The sequence below is a fragment of the Pseudocolwellia antarctica genome (assembly GCF_049933045.1).
In the GTDB taxonomy this organism is placed as follows: Bacteria; Pseudomonadota; Gammaproteobacteria; order Enterobacterales; family Alteromonadaceae; genus Pseudocolwellia.
Genome location: NZ_CP187926.1, coordinates 1913813 through 1932493 on the forward strand (window position 1 = coordinate 1913813; position 18681 = coordinate 1932493).

General features: G+C 35.7%; 17 protein-coding genes and 1 riboswitch. Of the genes, 4 read left to right on the forward strand and 13 right to left on the reverse strand.

The annotated features are described in order from the left end of the window. Positions 1-100 precede the first annotated feature (100 nt). The gene (locus ACPUVN_RS08285; RefSeq protein WP_426357071.1) at positions 101-769 is read left to right on the forward strand and encodes a cupin domain-containing protein; all 669 of its coding nucleotides are present in this window, start codon (positions 101-103) and stop codon (positions 767-769) included. Between the two features lie 9 nt (positions 770-778). Next, positions 779-1036: a glutaredoxin family protein gene (locus ACPUVN_RS08290; RefSeq protein ID WP_426357070.1), complete on the forward strand. Its 258-nt coding sequence runs from the start codon at positions 779-781 to the stop codon at positions 1034-1036. A 60-nt stretch (positions 1037-1096) separates the two neighbouring features. Here the strand turns inward: ACPUVN_RS08290 and ACPUVN_RS08295 are convergent, their stop codons facing one another. Genes ACPUVN_RS08295 through zwf form a run of 5 tightly spaced genes read right to left on the reverse strand, consistent with a single transcriptional unit; the run spans position 1097 to position 6724 of the window. Then, on the reverse strand, positions 1097-1750 hold the full coding sequence (locus tag ACPUVN_RS08295; protein ID WP_426357069.1) for a bifunctional 4-hydroxy-2-oxoglutarate aldolase/2-dehydro-3-deoxy-phosphogluconate aldolase: 654 nt from the start codon (positions 1748-1750) through the stop codon (positions 1097-1099). Positions 1751-1759: 9 nt separating this feature from the next. Further along, positions 1760-2734, reverse strand: coding sequence for a glucokinase (locus ACPUVN_RS08300; protein WP_426370427.1), 975 nt, complete (start codon positions 2732-2734; stop codon positions 1760-1762). Between the two features lie 2 nt (positions 2735-2736). Then, positions 2737-4560 carry a phosphogluconate dehydratase gene (gene edd, locus ACPUVN_RS08305; RefSeq protein ID WP_426370428.1) on the reverse strand — a complete coding sequence of 608 codons (1824 nt, stop codon included), beginning with the start codon at positions 4558-4560 and terminating at the stop codon, positions 2737-2739. Between the two features lie 2 nt (positions 4561-4562). After that, a complete protein-coding gene (gene pgl / locus ACPUVN_RS08310) occupies positions 4563-5255 on the reverse strand; it encodes a 6-phosphogluconolactonase (RefSeq protein ID WP_426357066.1) in 693 nt (230 codons plus the stop codon). Next, positions 5255-6724 carry a glucose-6-phosphate dehydrogenase gene (zwf, locus tag ACPUVN_RS08315; RefSeq protein WP_426357065.1) on the reverse strand — a complete coding sequence of 490 codons (1470 nt, stop codon included), beginning with the start codon at positions 6722-6724 and terminating at the stop codon, positions 5255-5257. The genes pgl and zwf overlap by 1 nt, the downstream gene beginning before the upstream one ends. A 327-nt stretch (positions 6725-7051) precedes the next feature. On the opposite strand from zwf, the gene ACPUVN_RS08320 reads away from it, so the two are divergent. Both ACPUVN_RS08320 and pyk read left to right on the forward strand, forming a co-directional pair. After that, positions 7052-7900, forward strand: a complete 849-nt coding sequence (locus tag ACPUVN_RS08320; RefSeq protein ID WP_426357064.1) for a MurR/RpiR family transcriptional regulator — start codon at positions 7052-7054, stop codon at positions 7898-7900. A gap of 50 nt (positions 7901-7950) precedes the next feature. Next, entirely contained in the window at positions 7951-9402 is a 1452-nt protein-coding gene (pyk, locus tag ACPUVN_RS08325; protein ID WP_426357063.1) for a pyruvate kinase, read from the forward strand. Positions 9403-9602: 200 nt separating this feature from the next. Here the strand turns inward: pyk and ACPUVN_RS08330 are convergent, their stop codons facing one another. The 8 genes from ACPUVN_RS08330 to ACPUVN_RS08365 all read right to left on the reverse strand — a co-directional run bounded on the left by ACPUVN_RS08330 (position 9603) and on the right by ACPUVN_RS08365 (position 17970). Continuing rightward, complete coding sequence (locus ACPUVN_RS08330) at positions 9603-10559, reverse strand: phosphotransferase (RefSeq protein ID WP_426357062.1); 957 nt, start codon at positions 10557-10559, stop codon at positions 9603-9605. Between the two features lie 5 nt (positions 10560-10564). Continuing rightward, complete coding sequence (gene pnuC / locus ACPUVN_RS08335) at positions 10565-10975, reverse strand: nicotinamide riboside transporter PnuC (protein ID WP_426370429.1); 411 nt, start codon at positions 10973-10975, stop codon at positions 10565-10567. After that, a complete protein-coding gene (locus tag ACPUVN_RS08340) occupies positions 10920-11189 on the reverse strand; it encodes a nicotinamide mononucleotide transporter family protein (protein WP_426370430.1) in 270 nt (89 codons plus the stop codon). The genes pnuC and ACPUVN_RS08340 overlap by 56 nt, the downstream gene beginning before the upstream one ends. 23 nt (positions 11190-11212) lie before the next feature. Beyond that, the gene (locus tag ACPUVN_RS08345) at positions 11213-11479 is read right to left on the reverse strand and encodes a hypothetical protein (RefSeq protein ID WP_426357060.1); all 267 of its coding nucleotides are present in this window, start codon (positions 11477-11479) and stop codon (positions 11213-11215) included. A gap of 149 nt (positions 11480-11628) precedes the next feature. Next, positions 11629-13755 carry a TonB-dependent receptor gene (locus tag ACPUVN_RS08350; RefSeq protein ID WP_426370431.1) on the reverse strand — a complete coding sequence of 709 codons (2127 nt, stop codon included), beginning with the start codon at positions 13753-13755 and terminating at the stop codon, positions 11629-11631. A 45-nt stretch (positions 13756-13800) separates the two neighbouring features. Further along, positions 13801-13924: riboswitch (TPP riboswitch) on the reverse strand. Positions 13925-14210: 286 nt separating this feature from the next. Beyond that, positions 14211-14561, reverse strand: a complete 351-nt coding sequence (locus ACPUVN_RS08355; RefSeq protein WP_426357058.1) for an HIT domain-containing protein — start codon at positions 14559-14561, stop codon at positions 14211-14213. A 227-nt stretch (positions 14562-14788) separates the two neighbouring features. Further along, positions 14789-15802, reverse strand: coding sequence for a UDP-glucose 4-epimerase GalE (galE, locus tag ACPUVN_RS08360; protein ID WP_426370432.1), 1014 nt, complete (start codon positions 15800-15802; stop codon positions 14789-14791). A 347-nt stretch (positions 15803-16149) separates the two neighbouring features. Then, the gene (locus ACPUVN_RS08365; RefSeq protein ID WP_426370433.1) at positions 16150-17970 is read right to left on the reverse strand and encodes an acyl-CoA dehydrogenase C-terminal domain-containing protein; all 1821 of its coding nucleotides are present in this window, start codon (positions 17968-17970) and stop codon (positions 16150-16152) included. Between the last annotated feature and the right edge of the window lie 711 nt (positions 17971-18681).

Consider the following 18681-nt stretch of genomic DNA (forward strand, 5'->3'; position numbering starts at 1 on the left):
TGTTTATAGTGCATAATCTGATGCTTATAAGATATGATTTAATTGGCTTTTTATTTAACAAAGGTATCTATCTATTAATAGATACCTAAAAGGAAATATAATGAGTTTAAGAATAAATGATGATTTTAATGCAAGAGTTGTTGTTTCTGCTGACAACTTAGAATGGATCCCTTCACCTATGCCGAATGTCTTTCGAAAAATGTTAGATCGTGTAGGTGATGAAGTAGCTCGAGCAACAACGATAGTGCGTTACGCACCTCACAGTGAATTTTCATCGCATTTACATTCAGGTGGTGAAGAGTTTTATGTATTAGAAGGTGTTTTCTCTGATGAGCACAATGACTACCCTAAAGGCAGTTACGTGCGTAATCCCATAGGTACAGAGCATACGCCCAAAATAGGTGCTGAAGGCGCGACTATCTTTGTTAAGTTACATCAATTTGAAGCAAACGACAGTGAACAGAAGTTTATCAAAACCACAGAACAAACTTGGTTACCAGGTTTAGTAAAGGGTTTATCTGTTATGCCATTGCATGGGTTTGAACATGAACACGTTGCTCTTGTTAAATGGGAACCCAATACCACCTTTAATCTTCATCAACATTGGGGTGGTGAAGAAATATTCGTACTTGAAGGCACTTTTTATGATGAGCATGGAAGCTACCCCCAAGGGACATGGATTAGAAGTCCTCACTTAAGCAGGCATACACCGTTTACCAAAAACGATGGCGCTATTATTTATGTTAAAACAGGTCACCTGCACATTTAGGAAATGAATATGAAAAAAACCACATTAGCTTTATATAAAATGGACACATGTCCTTATTGTATTAAAACGATGAAAGTAATCAAAAGTTTAAAAGTCGAAGTTGATTACAAAGATATTAATGAGAGCGAGAAGCACAATAAAACGTTGATCCAAGAAGGTGGTAAACGCCAAGTCCCTTGCTTAAAGATTGTAGAAAGTAATAGCGCGCCAATATGGCTATATGAATCGGATGAGATAATAGATTTTTTAAGAAACTCGTCGATTTAAGTGAAATCTAGAAACAAAAAAACCAAGCAATGCTTGGTTTTTTTATTACTCAAGTAAATACTACTTTACGTGAGCTAATGCTTGGTTTGCTAAATCAGTAATTGCAGACCAGTTTTTGTTTGCAATAATTTCGTCTGATACTAACCAAGAACCACCACAACAAGCAACGTTAGAAAGTGCTAAGTAATCACGCACGTTTTTGATGTTGATGCCACCCGTAGGACAGAATTTAATATCAGGGAATGGACCACCGATAGATTGTAGCGCTTTAACGCCACCAGAAGCTTCTGCAGGGAAGAATTTAAGGTGATCGTAACCACAATCAATACCATCCATTAATTCAGAGATAGAAGAAATACCAGGGATTAGAGGCATGTTACCTTCTTGACCCGCTAGTAATAAATCTTTTGTTAAACCAGGGCTGATTGCAAATTTAGCACCTGCATCATAACACTGTTGTAACATTGCTCTGTTAGTAATAGTACCACCGCCAATAATAGCTTCAGGTAACTCTTTTGCAATGATGCTGATAACATCTAATGCAGCAGGTGTTCTTAAAGTTACTTCTAATACTTTTACATCAGCAGCTAAAAGTGCTTCAGCGATAGGTAAAGCATCTGCCACATCTTTAATAACAAGAACGGGAACGATTGGGCCCATAGCAAATAGATCTTTAGGCTGTAGTTTCCAGTTGTTTGATTTTGATAACGTCATAATTCCTCTTTATGCATTTGTAGAAGTTAATTGTTGTGTAAGAAAAGCAGATGCGCCCAATAAGCCAGGTTGTGGCTCAATGATCACAAAAGTTGGTATCGCTTGATTAAATGCTTCAAACCTTCCCTTTGCTTCAAAACTTCTTCTAAAGTTACTAGTTTTAATAAATTCGATAAAGCGAGGAGCAATGCCCCCTGCAATGTATACTCCGCCAAAACTTGCTAATGTTAACGACAAGTTTCCAGCAAAGCTTCCTAAAATTTCACAAAATTTATCTAAGCTTGCTTTACACACATCACATTCATTATTCACAGCTCTTTGTGTAATATCTTTTGCTTCTAATGCTTCAGGCTCTTCACCTTTAATAGACATTAATGCTTGATAAATTTGTTGAATACCTAAACCTGAAAGTACTTGCTCGTAAGAAACGTGCTTGTACTTAGTCAGTAAGAAGTTAAGTATTTTTATTTCTGTTTCGTCGGTAGGAGCAAAATCTACATGACCGCCCTCACCGCCTAAACTTACCCATTGATTGTTTACATTAACAACATTAGCAACACCTAGGCCTGTGCCTGGGCCACAGATTGAAATAGGCTTTCCTGCAACAACATTACCACCACCAATTTGTACTTTCTGTTCATCATTTAAAAATGGAACAGCATGAGCAATAGCGGTGTAGTCGTTAATGAAATACATTTTCGTTAAATTTAACGTTTGTTGAAGTTCTTTTTTAGAAAACTTCCACGGTAAATTTGTCATCGAAATCAAGTCATTATCTACAGGGCAAGCAATAGCAAAACAAGCGTTAAGTTCGGCGTTACTTGTATCAATTTTTGACAAGTAATCGTGAATGATTTCAGCTAAACCTGAAAATTTATTACATTGATATAAAGCAATATTGTTAATAGCACCTGTATCATCCGTAGTACCAATTCTTAAATTAGTACCACCAATATCAGCAACTAAATTAATAGGTGAAGTCATTTTTATATTTCTTCGTCAAATAATGAACAAGCACCAGTATTAGCTGAGCTTAATGATTTACGCATAAAGCCGAAAAGCTCACGCCCTAAACCTTGATGATGACCATTCACTTCAAACTGTGCATTTTCACGTTGTGCTAACTCTTCTTCACTGACTAGTAGTGATAACTCACCCGTTTCACCGTTAAGTAAAATCATGTCGCCTGTTTTGATTTTAGCTATTAAGCCGCCATCTAACGCTTCAGGACATAAGTGAATAGCAGCAGGAACTTTACCTGATGCACCAGACATTCGGCCATCAGTTAATAAAGCAACTTTAAAGCCTTTATCTTGTAACACACCTAATGGCGGAGTTAACTTGTGTAGCTCAGGCATACCACGAGCTTTTGGCCCTTGGAAACGAACTACAGCAACAAAATCTTTATCTAACTCGCCCGATTGAAACGCAGCATCTAGGTCGTTTTGATCTTCAAAAACAACCGCTGGTGCTTTAACAATGTCACACCCTGGACGTAGTGAAGACGTTTTGATAACTGATATACCTAAGTTACCTTTTAATACTTTTAAACCGCCATCGGCTTTAAAGGGTTTAGCTGCAGTAGCAATAACTTCTGTATCACCTGATTCTGTTGCGCCATCTACCCAAATTAGCTTGCCTTCTTCATCAAGTATTGGTCTTTTCGTGTATCGTGTTAAACCACGTCCACAAATAGTTTCAACATCTTCATGTACTAAACCACCTTCTATTAATTCTTTAAATAGAAGCGCCATACCACCCGATTGTTCAAACTGGTTAATATCAGCATGACCATTAGGATATATACGTGTAATAAGTGGTACTACATCTGAAATATCATTGAAATCTTGGAAGTCGATGATAATACCAGCAGCACGTGCAAATGCGATAATATGCATGGTTAGGTTAGTTGAACCACCCGTTGCCGTTAAACCAACAATCGCATTAACAATTGAACGTTCATCAATCATTTCACCAATTGGCATATAATTGCCAGCTTGCTGAGTTAAACGTGTTACCTGACGTGCAGCTGCTTTCGTTAATTCTTCACGAAGCGCACCATTAGGAGCAACAAATGAAGCGCCTGGAAGATGTAAGCCCATGACTTCAACAACAAGTTGATTTGAGTTAGCTGTTCCGAAGAAAGTACAAGTACCAGCAGTGTGATATGAAGCTGATTCAGCTTCTAATAATTCTTCTTTACCCACTTCGCCTTTAGCAAATTTTTGACGAACGCGTACTTTTTCTTTGTTTGGAATACCTGAAGGCATAGGCCCTGCAGGAACAAATACGGTAGGTAAATGACCAAAAGTCATACTCGCGATCATTAATCCTGGTACGATTTTGTCACATATACCTAGCATTAGTGCGCCATCGAACATGTTATGTGATAAACCAACAGCTGTTGCCATTGCAATAACATCGCGACTCATTAAGCTTAAGTCCATACCTGGCTGACCTTGTGTAACACCGTCACACATTGCAGGAACACCACCAGCAAATTGAGCTACGCCACCTGTTTCAGAAACAGCAGCTTTAATAATATCTGGATACGTTTGGTACGGCTGATGTGCAGAAAGCATGTCGTTATATGCTGAAATAATTGCAATATCAGAATGGTTTAAACCACGTAATTTATCTTTGTCTTCTTTACCACAAGCTGCAAATCCGTGAGCTAAGTTACCGCACGACAGTCCTGCACGATGAACCGTATTTGATTTAGCCGCACGAATCTTTTTTAAATAAGCGCTTCTAGGTCCTTTACTACGTTCAATAATTCGTTGAGTTATATCTACAATTTCTTTTTTCATGATTATTCAGCCCAGTAAACTTGCGTTTGAATGTTTTGGTTTTGTAAGAAAGCTCTAATTGGCATTTCAAAAAAGTCGTTACCAGCGTTAGCTTTATCGAGTACTACTTTTTTATTATCGCCACACACATGAAGAATAATGTTTTTACTTTGAATTAACTGAGAAAAAGTAAAAGTAATTCGATCATTTGGTGCTGTTTTAGGTACAACTTTCATTAATGCATCTTTATTTGATACATCTAAACCTTGTTTGATTTGATCACTGCATGGGAATAACGACGCTGTATGTCCGTCTTCACCCATACCTAGAATCAATACATCAAAAGGTAATACAGCCGCCTTAGCTTCTGTATTCAATTCTGCTAATGTTTCTTCTGTAAACTCGCCACGTTTCAAATGAAAGAAAGTCGCTTTAGCTGCATTATTCTGTAATAAACTTTCATGTACTAAACGAGTATTACTTGCATCACTTTCAAACTCAACCCAACGTTCATCAGCTAATGTAACAGTAACTTTATCCCAAGCTAGATCAAATTGAGAAAGCTTAGTAAAAAAGCCTTTAGGCGTTGAACCACCAGAAACAGCTAAACTTGCTTTACCTTTAGCTGCAATAGCTTGAGTCAGCTCGTTAGCCACTTTATTCGCTAACGCTTCGTCTAATGCTTCTCGGGTATTAAAATCGTTTAATTGGTACATTATTCAACCCACTGTCTGTCGTCACGTGCGATTAATGAAATTGAAGAAACTGGTCCCCAAGATCCCGCTGGATATGGCTTAGGTGGTTCGTTGGTTTCTTTCCATGCTTCAATAATACTATCAGCCCATGTCCAAGCAGCTTCTACTTCATCACGACTTACAAATAACGATTGGTTACCGTTAATCACTTCAAGCATTAAACGCTCGTAAGCATCAACAACACGTTGATTTTCATAAGTATCAGAGAAACTTAAATCAAGTTTATTTTCTTGAATAAGCATTTGAGAAGCTATACCAGGAATTTTATTCATCATTTGCAATTCAACACCTTCGTCTGGTTGCAGACGAATCGTTAATTTATTTGCAGGTAATTCAGAATAACTTTCTTTGAATATATTATGTGGCTGCGCTTTAAAATGAACAACAATTTCACTGTGTTTAGCAGGCATTCTCTTACCTGTTCTTAGGTAAAATGGTACGCCAGCCCAACGCCAGTTATCAATTTCAGCTTTAATAGCAACAAATGTTTCTGTATTACTATTTTCTTTAGCGCCTTCTTCGTTCAAGTAACCAGGTACTGGATTACCATTAAGGTAACCATCAGCATATTGGCCACGAACTGTTTTATCTTTTATATTCATTCTGTCGATAGGTACAAGCGCTTTTATCGCTTTTAACTTCTCAAGACGAATGCTATCTGCGCTTAAATCGGCAGGCGGTTCCATCGCTAATAAAGATAAAACTTGAAGTAAATGGTTCTGGATCATATCACGCATTTGACCTGCGTCATCATAAAATCCCCAACGTCCTTCAATACCAACACTTTCTGCAACAGTAATTTGAACATGATCAATACTGTTTCTATCCCAGTTTGTTGTAAATAAGGAATTGGCAAAACGTAATACTAATAGGTTAAGAACAGTTTCTTTACCTAAGTAATGATCGATACGGTAAATTTGTTCTTCTTTGAAAAAACGTGAAACTTGATCATTTATTACTTTAGATGACTCTAAACAATGACCAATTGGTTTTTCCATTACAACACGGTCTTTCTCTGTAATTAAGTTAGCCGCATATAAACCGTCACAAATATCACCAAAAATAGCCGGAGCTGTTGAGAAGTAATAAACGCGGGTTTCATTGGCACCCTTTAAGGTTTTAAATAACTTGTTGAATGATGTTGTTTCTTTAAAGTCTAGTTGTTGATAAACCAAACGATTTAAAAAGCGCTCTAATACGAGAGGGTCTAATGCCTCTTTAACAAATTTAGTAAGGTTATCATTTACTATTGTCGCAAATTCTTTTAAATCATGCTCTTGGCGAGCAACACCAACGATACGACTTGCAGGATTTAATAAGCCCGCACAATCTAACTGGTATAAGGCAGGTAATAATTTACGTCGAGATAAATCACCTAATGCTCCGAAAATAACAACTTCACTAGGAGCTTGGCTATCAAAAGTACTCATAATATTATTTCTCTAAATTTATTTTAAATTTGTTTATAGCTGGGAAACACCATATATAGTGTAATTTAGCGTGTGCTAGTCCATCAGTAAAGGACTTTCTGTAATTTTATTACACAATATCTGAATATGTTTAAGTTAAACCGGTTTACCGAAGTTTTTATCAAATTATTTAAATAATAACGCAAATTTTCAATTAAATATTTGCCAAAAAACGTCGTTTTAATTATATTATTCACAATTATGAAATAAAATTTCATTTTTTCTGTTATCATGGCGAAAATAAATTACAATTCGTTTATAACGTTTAAGATCTAGGGTTAGTAATTAATGAATATATTAGAAAAAATCGCCAATGAACTAGACACCTTTAGTAAGTCAGAACGTAAAGTTGCTGATGTAATACTTTCTTCACCTGGAACAGTTATACATGCAAGTATTGCTGCTTTAGCAAAACAAGCAAGTATTAGTGAACCAACAGTCAATAGATTTTGCCGTAGGTTAGATACTAAAGGATACCCTGATTTTAAATTACATTTGGCTCAAAGTCTTGCTAATGGAACACCTTATGTAAATAGACATGTTGATGAAAACGATTCAGCTGATGAATATACAACTAAAATATTCGAATCAACCATGGCTAACCTTGAGCTTGCTCGTAGAAGTTTAGACACTTCATCAATAAACCGCTCTGTAGATATTCTTACCCAAGCTAATAAAATTTCATTTTTCGGTCTAGGTGCTTCTGCTGTTGTTGCCCACGATGCCTTAAACAAATTTTTTAGATTCAATGTTCCTGTGGTTTATTTCGATGACATATTAATGCAACGTATGAGTGCTATTAATAGCCGTCAAGGTGATGTTGTTGTTGTTATATCTCATACGGGTAGAACAAAATCATTAGTAGAAGTAGCAAGCTTAGCAAAAGAAAATGATGCGACAGTTATTGGTATAACTGCTGCAGGCTCTCCATTAGCTAAAGAATGTAATATTGTTTTATCTATAGATGATGCAGAAGATACAGATTTATATATGCCTATGGCGTCACGTATTGCTCAATTAACGTTGATCGACATATTGGCAACTGGCTTTACATTAAGACGAGGTACGAAGTTTAGAGATAACCTCAAAAAAGTAAAAGACAGTTTAAGAAGTTCGCGATTTGACCGAAAAGAATAAAGACTTACTCTTTACCAATTAAATTTAATTTAAAAAAATTAAGGATTAAAATGCCTAGAAGAACAAAGATAGTTGCCACGTTAGGTCCAGCAACAGAAAGTAGAGAAGTATTAAGAGATGTAATTAAAGCCGGTGTTAACGTTGTAAGACTTAACTTCTCACACGGTACTGCTCAAGATCATATCGACCGTGCTGAAATGGTTCGTGAAATATCTAAAGAGTTAGGTGTTTATGTTGGTATTTTAGGTGATTTACAAGGTCCTAAAATTCGCGTATCTACATTTAAAGATGGTCCAATCAAATTAGCTGTTGGCGATAAATTTGAATTAAATGCTGAACTTGGTAAAGGTGAAGGTACTCAAGAGAAAGTGGGTATCGATTATAAGAAATTACCTCAAGACGTAAACGTTGGTGATATTTTATTACTTGATGACGGTCGTGTTCAACTTAAAGTATTAAGTGCTACTGATACTGTTGTATTTACTGAAGTAACTGTTGGCGGTCCTTTATCAAACAATAAAGGTATTAACCGTCAAGGCGGTGGCTTAACAGCTCCTGCATTAACTGAAAAAGATAAAGCTGATATATTAACTGCTGCTAAAATTGGCGTTGATTTCTTAGCTGTTTCATTCCCACGTGATGCTGCTGATATGCGTTTAGCTCGCTCTCTTGCTGTTGAAGCTGGTTGTGATGCGTTATTAGTATCTAAAATTGAACGTGCTGAAGCTGTAAACGATGACCAAGTATTAGATGATATTATTTTAGCATCTGACGTTGTTATGGTTGCTCGTGGTGACTTAGGCGTTGAGATTGGTGATGCTGCATTAGTTGGTAAGCAAAAACATATTATCGCTAGAAGCCGTCAATTAAACAGAGCTGTAATTACTGCAACTCAAATGATGGAAACTATGATTGAACAACCTATGCCAACTCGTGCGGAAGTTATGGATGTTTCAAACGCTGTTTTAGATGGTACTGATGCGGTAATGCTTTCTGCTGAAACTGCTGCGGGTAAATACCCTGTAGAAACAGTTACAGCTATGGCTTCTGTTTGTGTTGGTGCTGAAGCTCATCGCTCTGTTAATAGTTCAAATCACAGATTAGAACTTAAGTTTACTGAAATTTCAGAAACACTTGCTTTATCGGCTATGTATGCAGCTAACCATTTAGACGGTGTTGCAGCAATAATCGCTCTTACTGAGTCTGGACATACAAGTAAAATAATGTCGCGTATTACATCAGGTTTACCAATTTATTCTGTTTCAAGACATAATAAAACGTTAACAAGATCTGCAATGTACCGTGGTGTTTACCCTGTTCAATTTGACTCTACTTCTTGTGCAAGTGATGCATTATCATCAGAAGTACTTAAAATTGTTATCGGTAAGTCTGAGCTAAAAGTTGGCGATAAAGTTATCTTTACTCAAGGTGACTCAATGGAAACTATTGGTGCTGCAAATACACTTAAAATCTTAACTGTACAAGACAAGCACTTTAGCTAATTAAGTAATCTAGTTAAAACGAAAAAGGTAGCTAAATGGCTACCTTTTTTATTGCCTGTTTTTCTGCATATAAATAACATTTTGGCGAGTAGAATAAGTAGTAGAAAGAAGTTGCTGAAAAGAATTATAAAAATAAATTATAGAGTTAGTTTTCTAAAAATATGCTGCAGGCATTACGAAGATACAATGGCTCAAAAATACTAGATTAATAACTGACTTAACACTGTCTGGGCTGGGTTCACCTCATCAAATAAGGTTAACTGCTTAATGGCAAGATCATAAAAAACATCCTTTTTATTACCTTGGTTAGTACCTTGCATACCCTTTACTTTTTCAAAGTACCATAAACCATTGATCAGATATGAATAACTAAGATATTGATCTAATTTGTTCTGATCTATTCTAATATCATTCGCATTATTCAATTTTTCGTAATATGCCAAAGTCAAAGCCTGTTCATCTGCATTCATGAAGTTTATTGCCATGAACATTGCGAGTTCAAATTCTTTTTCCGCTAAACAGGCACATTCAAAGTCAATCAACCATGCTTTGTTGTTCGCTGTAATAATATTAGAAAAGTTGATATCACCATGACAAACCACTGAATGGCTCTGAGGTTTATCTCCAATAGTAGACATATGAGTAAATAAAAGTTGAATATGCTCTCGCTGAGCTATAGAGAAGCTTTTACTGGCGATAATTTGTGTAATGATCTCATTGATATTCAACTCAGGAAGTGAAACGTCTAAGGTATGGCATTGCTGCATCAATTTAATAGCAATTTCTATTTTGCTTTTTATGTTACTGGTCGTGCTATCTAAACTTTCAGCATAGATAAACTCATTCACCAACCAGTTTTTCTCAGCATAAATAACATGAGGTGACAGATTAATGTTGGAAGCAGCTTGAGACGTTTTCAATTCATTTTCAAAAAAACTAGCGTTACTATCGTATTTAACAAAATAGCGTTGCGTGATTGAGGTGATTAAAACATTATCAGATGTAATATTTTTATTATTTGTTATTGATACATCAAAACACGAGCTACTCTGCCCTGCTTCAATTTTAGTGATCAACAGGCTTTCATCGTCACGTAAATTGAAACAAGGCAATTGTTTTATTTTTTCACACAGCTGAGCGTATTTGTCTACATTCATCAGTACTAACTTATTAAACTCGCATTTAAATCATTGTAGCCTTTATATTCTTGTCGCCATTTGTAATATCCATAAACGGCAATAACAATAAATACAGTGAATAGAAAAGCTGTTGGCATTAGATCTTTTTCTACGTATAAATAAATAGATACCGCGTCAATTACTATCCAATAGAGCCAGTTCTCTACCACCTTTTGTGCAACTAAATAAGTAGCGAAAACGGCAAATACAGTTGTCGTGCTATCTAAATAAGGAAAGTCAGTTGGTGTGTATTTATCCATCAAAATACCAACAACAAATGAAGTAACACTTAAGCCAGTAATCATGATTACGTGAGTTTTTAATTTATACGCTTTGAGTTTAACTTTTTTTTTCATCAAACGCTTCGGTATCTTTATTCCAACAATACCAGCCATAAAAAGCCATCCCCATGTAATAAATTTGCAGAAAACTGTCCATCCACAAGTAAAACTTATAAAACAAAAAGGTATAAATAGCGGTACTAACAAGAGCAGCAGGCCAACACCATACGTTAGTTTTAGCCGCTAAAATGACATAAAGTAATGAACTTAAAACAGCAATTATTTCTAAAAATGGTAAAGTTAAATAATAATTTAAAAGATCTTCCATCACACAGCCCTTACAAGTTTGAATTACAGTTCAGGTTCTACTTCTGATCTATTTCCACCAATAAATTTACAAACAAACACAGCAGAGTCAACCGTTTCATGAACATGTTTAATTTCAGCCATGACATGTTTAACGGTAAGGTCATACTCACCAAAAACTTGAGTGCTCATGCCGTTAGTTACAACCTCTAGTCCATCAACTAAACGAAGCTTTTTGATGAAATTCCATATGTCTTTTTTAAAGTTTTCTTCCGCCAGTGGATATAAACTGATCTCTATAGAAATTTCCATGCTACTCACCTCATATTTTAAATTAAACTCTTGATACTGATTCTAATACTGACTTCAAAAGCTAACTAGCTATCATTTTTTATCAAGAGTTTTGATATTTATATACGAGTTATAAACTAACAATGTTTATAACTCACCTTCTGAATAAATTAAAAATTATAATTAAATGTCGCACCAAATACTGCTGGCTCACCTAATTGAAAATAAGCTTTATCTACATAACCATCTCGGGGATCATTACCAAAGAAGAAACCACGAGTTTGGTAGTCTTCATCAGTTAAATTACGACCCCAAAGTACAACATCCCAATCGGTAGTCGAATAAGTTAGTGAAGCATTTAATAATTCATAAGATTCTGATTTTTCGTTATGGCTATCAGAGAAGAAGAACTCATCTTTACCTTCTACTGATACATTAAACAACCAATTGTCGTTTATGTAGTAGTTAACACCTAAATTAAATTGATAAGCTGGAGCATGTGCTTGCTCTCTTCCTGATAAAGAAACTGCACCTGCTTCAGTTATATAATCAAAAGATTTGTATTCTGTGTCGAGTAAACCTGCAGAACCATACACTTCAACATTATCATTAATGTTCCAACCAGCTTCTAGCTCAAGTCCTAAGTTAGAACCTGATGAGGCATTATCTAAAAACTCGATAAACTCGCCTTGTTCACCTGGTGCTGATGTTTCTTTTTGATAGGAGATTTTCACTTGAACGTCATCTCTGTCCATGTAAAAAGCTGCAGCTCTAAAGTATGCGGCATCATCAAGAAATGTCGTTTTATATCCTATTTCGTAGTTCCATAAGTATTCAGGTTCAAATTCACGCTGTTCATCTAATAAAGAACCATCGGTATTTACACCACCTGCTTTATAACCACGATTTACGGAGGCGTACACCATAGATGACGGATCAAGTTGATAAGCAAGTACCACTTTACCACCTACCATAGTATCTGACGGAGAAGCTGTAAAATCAGTACTGTTAGTGTAATCGGCATCACGATTCTCTAAACGTAAACCTGTTGTTAAGGTTAACTGCGAAGATAAAAGTGTTGATAGCTCAAAATAAACCGCTGTTGTAGTAGTTTCAAAGTTTGATAAAAAGTCAGGATCCCATGTATAAATTCGAGTTAAATCTGATTCATCGTTTTTGAAATAAACACCCGCTACCCATGAAGTAGAACCATCAAAGATTTCATTACCTTCTTTTGACGTAGCACGTAGCTCTAAGGTTTGTGTTTTTTTATCGCGGAAGTAGTAATCTGTTGATGAGTAGCCATAAGCCTCAGCTAAACAGCTTTCCAAAGTACAAGCGCCAGTTTCCCAATCGTATTGACCAAAAGCCCAATCTTCATCGTATCCGTAAGCCATTTCACTATCAGCATAACTTGCTATAAGTTTTACGTCTGCTTGATTGAAGCCGCTATAATTAAAAGTGGTCGCGAGTGCTGTAGTTTTTTGTGTATCAAAACCAGGTTCATCGGAATAAGTATTACGATTGTTATCTAATGAAAATGCGTCATAACCGTTGTCAAAATCAAAATGCATAACCGTTACATCAATACTTAAATCATCGCTTGCTTCAATTGCCAGCTTGCCTCTAAGACTTAATTCATCACGATTACTTGTATCGTCACGATTTAAAAAAAGGTTTTCCATGAAACCATCACTTTTGTATTGCTCTGCAACCAAACGATAGTTAACTTTTTCAGCCGCGGGACCTGATACAACTAAACCTAAACCTTTACTACCATAATTCCCTGCAGTGGCTTTAATAGCACCTTCAAAGGTATCAGATGGAGAGTTTGTAGTAATATTGACAATACCTGCTAACGCATTAGCACCAAAACGTGTGCCTTGTGGACCACGAAACACTTCTGTTTGCTCAACATCAAACATCGATGAAACACTACCAATACCGGTAAAATCGACTTCATCAATAATAATACCTACTGATGGGTTAATAGGTTCTTGAAATTGACTACGCTCACCTATACCGCGTATTTGATAATAACGCGCACGTTGTGAACCACTTGAAAAGTTTACGTTAGGTGCTAAAGCTAAAATTTCTTCTAGATTCTGTGCATTTCGACGCTTAATATCTTGTTCTGATAATAAGCTAACAGCACTTGGAATTGTTTGGATGTTGGTTTCTCTAAAATCACCTTTAACGGTGATCACTTCCATCACTGATGTGTCATCAGCAATAACTTGAGTAGTAAAGAGAATTGAAGATATCGCTAAGGCGATAGTAGATACTTTGTTTGTCATTTGGTTCTCATATAAATAAAAATATGGAACCAGCGCAATTAATGGCTGTTGTTCTATTCCCATTCCTACGCTGGCATTATCCAGTTCAGGTTCTAGGGTTTGTGCTTAACACATCTCAGCAAATACATTAACAATCAGTTAACGTGTATTCGCACCCCTTGGTTTCGCGTGAATAGTAACAATTTCTAACCGAATGTACAGGAAATATCGAGATAAGATGAAGATAATTCAGCATTTTATTATGTAACTCATAATAAAATGCTATAAGAAAAAGCTAAGAAGTCCGGCTAAGAAGAGTTTTAACCTGAATGAATACCTTTAAATATAAGCAGGTCAATACTTAAAAACATTCTAAATAACCTGAACTCAGTTTAAGATGTTTTTTTAAAACATTAAAATTATTACTAATAAAATTTAACTTATACGCTAGCTTGATAGTTTTTCTTGCTTCATCGTTAAATAGATAGCATCTTACCTAAAGGCTCTCCGCCCACTAGGTGCATGTGAATATGATAAACCTCTTGGCCGCCATGCTTATTACAGTTCATAATTAAGCGATAGCCATCTTCATCTATGCCTTCTTCTTTTGCTAATTTACGTGCAACAGTAAACAATCTTCCTAAAGCCAACTCGTCGTCTTCAGTAACATCATTTACCGTTGGAATAAGTTTATTAGGAATAATAAGAATATGGCTTTTTGCCTGTGGTGAAATATCTCTAAAGGCACTCACGAGATCATCTTGGTACAAAAGCGTTGTTGGGATTTCTTGACGAATAATTTTAGAAAATATGGTTTCTTCTGGCATTTTACTTCCTATGTAACCCGTAATTGGATTAGTTTATTTTACTCAGTATTTATTAGATATTAGTGATAATTAGCGATATTTAAAGAAGGACTTAATCATCACTATATCTTGATTTACTGTATTCGAAATTAGTTATAAATACGAGGATATAAAAGAGCCAATTACTTTTCAATAATTGGCTTTATAATATGTACTTTGATTAACTCATCATTATAGATAAATAATGCTTAGCTGCTGTAACCGTCAGGGTTATTTGATTGCCAACGCCACGAGTCATTCACCATATCGTCTAATGTTTTTTCAGCTTGCCAATCTAAAACAGATTTAGCGTAAGCGGGATCTGCATAACATTGACCAATATCACCTGCTCTACGTTCGATAATTTTGTAAGGTACTTCTTTGTTACAAGCTTTAGAAAATGCAGCAACCATTTCTAAAACAGAATAACCTTGGCCTGTGCCTAAATTGAATGTGTGACAACCTGCTTGACCATGTAATTTTTCAATCGCTTTAACATGTCCTTTAGCGAGATCAACTACATGAATATAATCACGTACGCCTGTACCATCAACCGTATCGTAGTCATCACCAAACACAGATAAAAACTCACGTTTGCCAACAGCAACTTGAGTGATAAATGGCATTAGGTTATTTGGAATACCTTTTGGATCTTCGCCTATAGTACCTGATATGTGGGCACCAACAGGATTAAAGTAACGCAGTAGAACTACAGATAAGTTATCGTTAGCGATAACAGTCTCACGACACATTTGCTCTACAACTAGCTTAGATTGACCATAAGGATTAGTTGTAGTTAATGGGAAATCTTCAGTGATTGGAACCGTAGCAGGATCTCCATAAACTGTTGCTGAAGAACTGAAAACTAATGTATTAACGTTATGCTTATCCATTACTTGCATTAACACACAAGAACCACTCACATTATTGTCGTAATATTTTAATGGAAATTCAGTTGACTCACCTACAGCTTTTAAACCTGCAAAGTGAATAACTGCATCAACCTTATGTTGAGAAAAAGCAGCGTCTAAAGCAGCTTCATCACGAATATCAGCATGAATAAAAGCCATTTTTTTGCCCGAGATTTTTTCTACTCGGCTCATAGACTCTTCGCTGCTATTACTTAAATTATCAACAATAACCACTTCATGGCCTGATGCTAATAATTCGATACAAGTGTGTGAACCTATATATCCTGCGCCACCTGTTACTAATATTTTCATGATAAACGTCCCTTAAGTTTAATAATTTTTTCATTAAGCTTTTCATTCACTAAAAATCAAATGGAATAGAGAACTATAAAAAATTAATGAAAAAACAATCTGCATACATCAATGCATTCTGATTTTACTAACGCGCTAAATTATACATGTTATTTGAAGGTTAGTATCAGCAAGATTTATAATTTTTGAATTTTATACAACACTAATAAATTTATGCTTCAAATAAGTATAAATTTTGTAGAGCAAGAAAGAATTAAAAGTTGATGCAAAATAAGAAGAGATTAATCAAAGAAAGAAGAGAATACAGAGCCACGGTTGGGGGTGTGGCCCTATATTTTAAGAGACGTTTATAAGAAAGAGAATAGCTCTTCGTCTAGCTGCATTAATGTCTTAGGATCAGCCATCATAGTCGCAGCAAGTGATTTAGTTCGAGGTAACATTTTCTCGAAATAGAACTCTGCAGTTTTAATTTTAGCTCGGTAAAAATCTCGGTTTTCAACTTCACCCGCTAATTTCTCATAAGCTGACTGCGCCATTCTTGCCCACATGTAAGCCATAACAATATAGCCAGAGTACATTAGGTAGTCTACAGAAGCAGAACCTACAACATCCCTATCCTTTTTAGCTTTTAGCGCTAATCTGAATGAATATTGTTGCCAGTTAGCAATCGCTTTACTTAATGGCCAGATAAATTTATTCATTTGACGTTTATGTGGATTACTAGAAATAATGCTTTTCTCTTTACAGAAAGACAAAACTTCGTAGCTAAAGTCTTTTAATGAGCTGCCCCTAGACAATAATATTTTACGACCTAATAGATCCAAAGCTTGTATGCCTGTAGTACCTTCGTAAAGTGTAGCAATACGAGTATCACGAACAATTTGTTCCATACCCCATTCTTTAATATAACCGTGACCACCAAAAATTTGCAGACCATGATTAGCACTTTCTAAACCTAACTCTGTTAAAAAGGCTTTTAAAATAGGTGTAATAAAACCAAGTTTCGTATCAGCAATTTGCTTTTCTTCTTCAGTTTTAGCTACATCAATTTGATCAACTATTTTAGCTGCATAGTAAATCATGGCGCGCCCACCTTCAGATATAGCTTTTTGTGTCATCAGCATTTTACGAACATCTGGATGAACGATAATAGGATCGGCTACTTTATCTGGAAATTTCTTACCTGTTAACGAACGCATTGAAAGACGTTCTTTCGCGTATAAAAGCGAGTTTTGGTACGCTAATTCGGCAGCACAAATACCTTGTAGTGCAGTACCTACACGTGCGGTATTCATAAACGTGAACATACATTCAAGACCTTTATTTTCAGGGCCAATAAGATACCCTTTTGCTTCATCAAAATTTAGAACTGCAGTTGAAGAAGCTTTAATACCCATTTTCTCTTCAATAGAACCACAAGTTACATTGTTGTGTTCGCCTATATTACCGGCTTCGTCAACTTGCATTTTAGGTACGATAAATAAAGAAATACCACGAGTACCCGCAGGAGCGTTAGGTAAACGAGCTAATACAATATGAATAATATTGTCAGTTAAGTCGTGCTCACCTGCTGAGATAAATATTTTAGTACCTGTGATGTTATAAGAACCATGATCATTAGGTTCAGCTTTAGTTTTTACTTGTCCTAAATCAGTACCACATTGAGGCTCTGTTAAGCACATGGTGCCCGTCCAAACGCCTTCTGTTAGCTTGGTAAGGTAAACTTCTTTCTGCTCATCTGTACCATGCTCGTGAATCGTGTTCATAGCTCCGTGACTTAAACCAGGATACATAGCAAACGACCAATTGGCTGTTCCCATCATTTCTGACTTAACCATGCCTAATGAAGAAGGTAAGCCTTGACCACCATAACCTTCAGGATGAGATAGAGATTGCCATCCACCATCAACATATTGCTGATAAGCTTCTTTAAAACCTTTAGGAGTAGTTACTTTGCCTTCATTGAATGTACAACCTTCTTTATCACCACTTTGGTTTAATGGTAATAGCTCGCCTTCACAAAATTTTGCACACTCTTCCATAATGGCATCAACCAAATCTGGAGTAGCTTCTTCATACTCAGGTATTTTTCCATAATGTCCGTAGTAATCAAAAACATCTTCAAGCAAAAACTTTATATCTTTAATCGGCGCTTTGTAACTTAGCATCAGACATGCTCCTAAAAATTTAAATAAAACTATTGCCTGTAAGTAGACAATAACTTTAAGAACATGTCAACTGGTCGTACCTCTTATTTTTAAGGATAAAAATTCAATAGAATTTAGAGAGGATTCTAGACAATCAGATTTCCCATGGAATAAATGGTTGTATATAAAAGTTAATAAAGTGAGTGATTCTAGTGGATTGAAGGCTATAAATAGATTGTGTTGTTATGGGAGTAGATTAAGAATGTTTAAATGATTGATATGATCATTTTATTTTAAAGTTTTATACCAAACAGATTAATTTATTGCTCACTTAGCGAGAATTTAAAGGTTTAGAGGCACAGGTTCATAGTTCCAGACTGAACCTAAGCACCTACATCCATGTAGGCGAGGCATTGATTGAAGAGAATGGTTATTCTCGGTAACTGCTCCTGCGTTACCCTAATGTCCTACATCCATGTAGGAACCTTGTCAAAATCAATAACGCTGCATATGAGCCTTTAAATTCTCGCCCTTCGGGAGCTCATTAGCAAACTGATAACATCACAAAATTGAAGAAATATAGAATAACTATGTTTAATCAATTTTGCTTGTTCTAAGCTTGCTAATGTAGCTCTAAGTTGCTCAATAAATTAATCCGTTTGGTATTATAACGATTATTAAAAGTTCATGAAATATATTAAGAAAAAAAATTGTTTATTTGGAATGATTTTA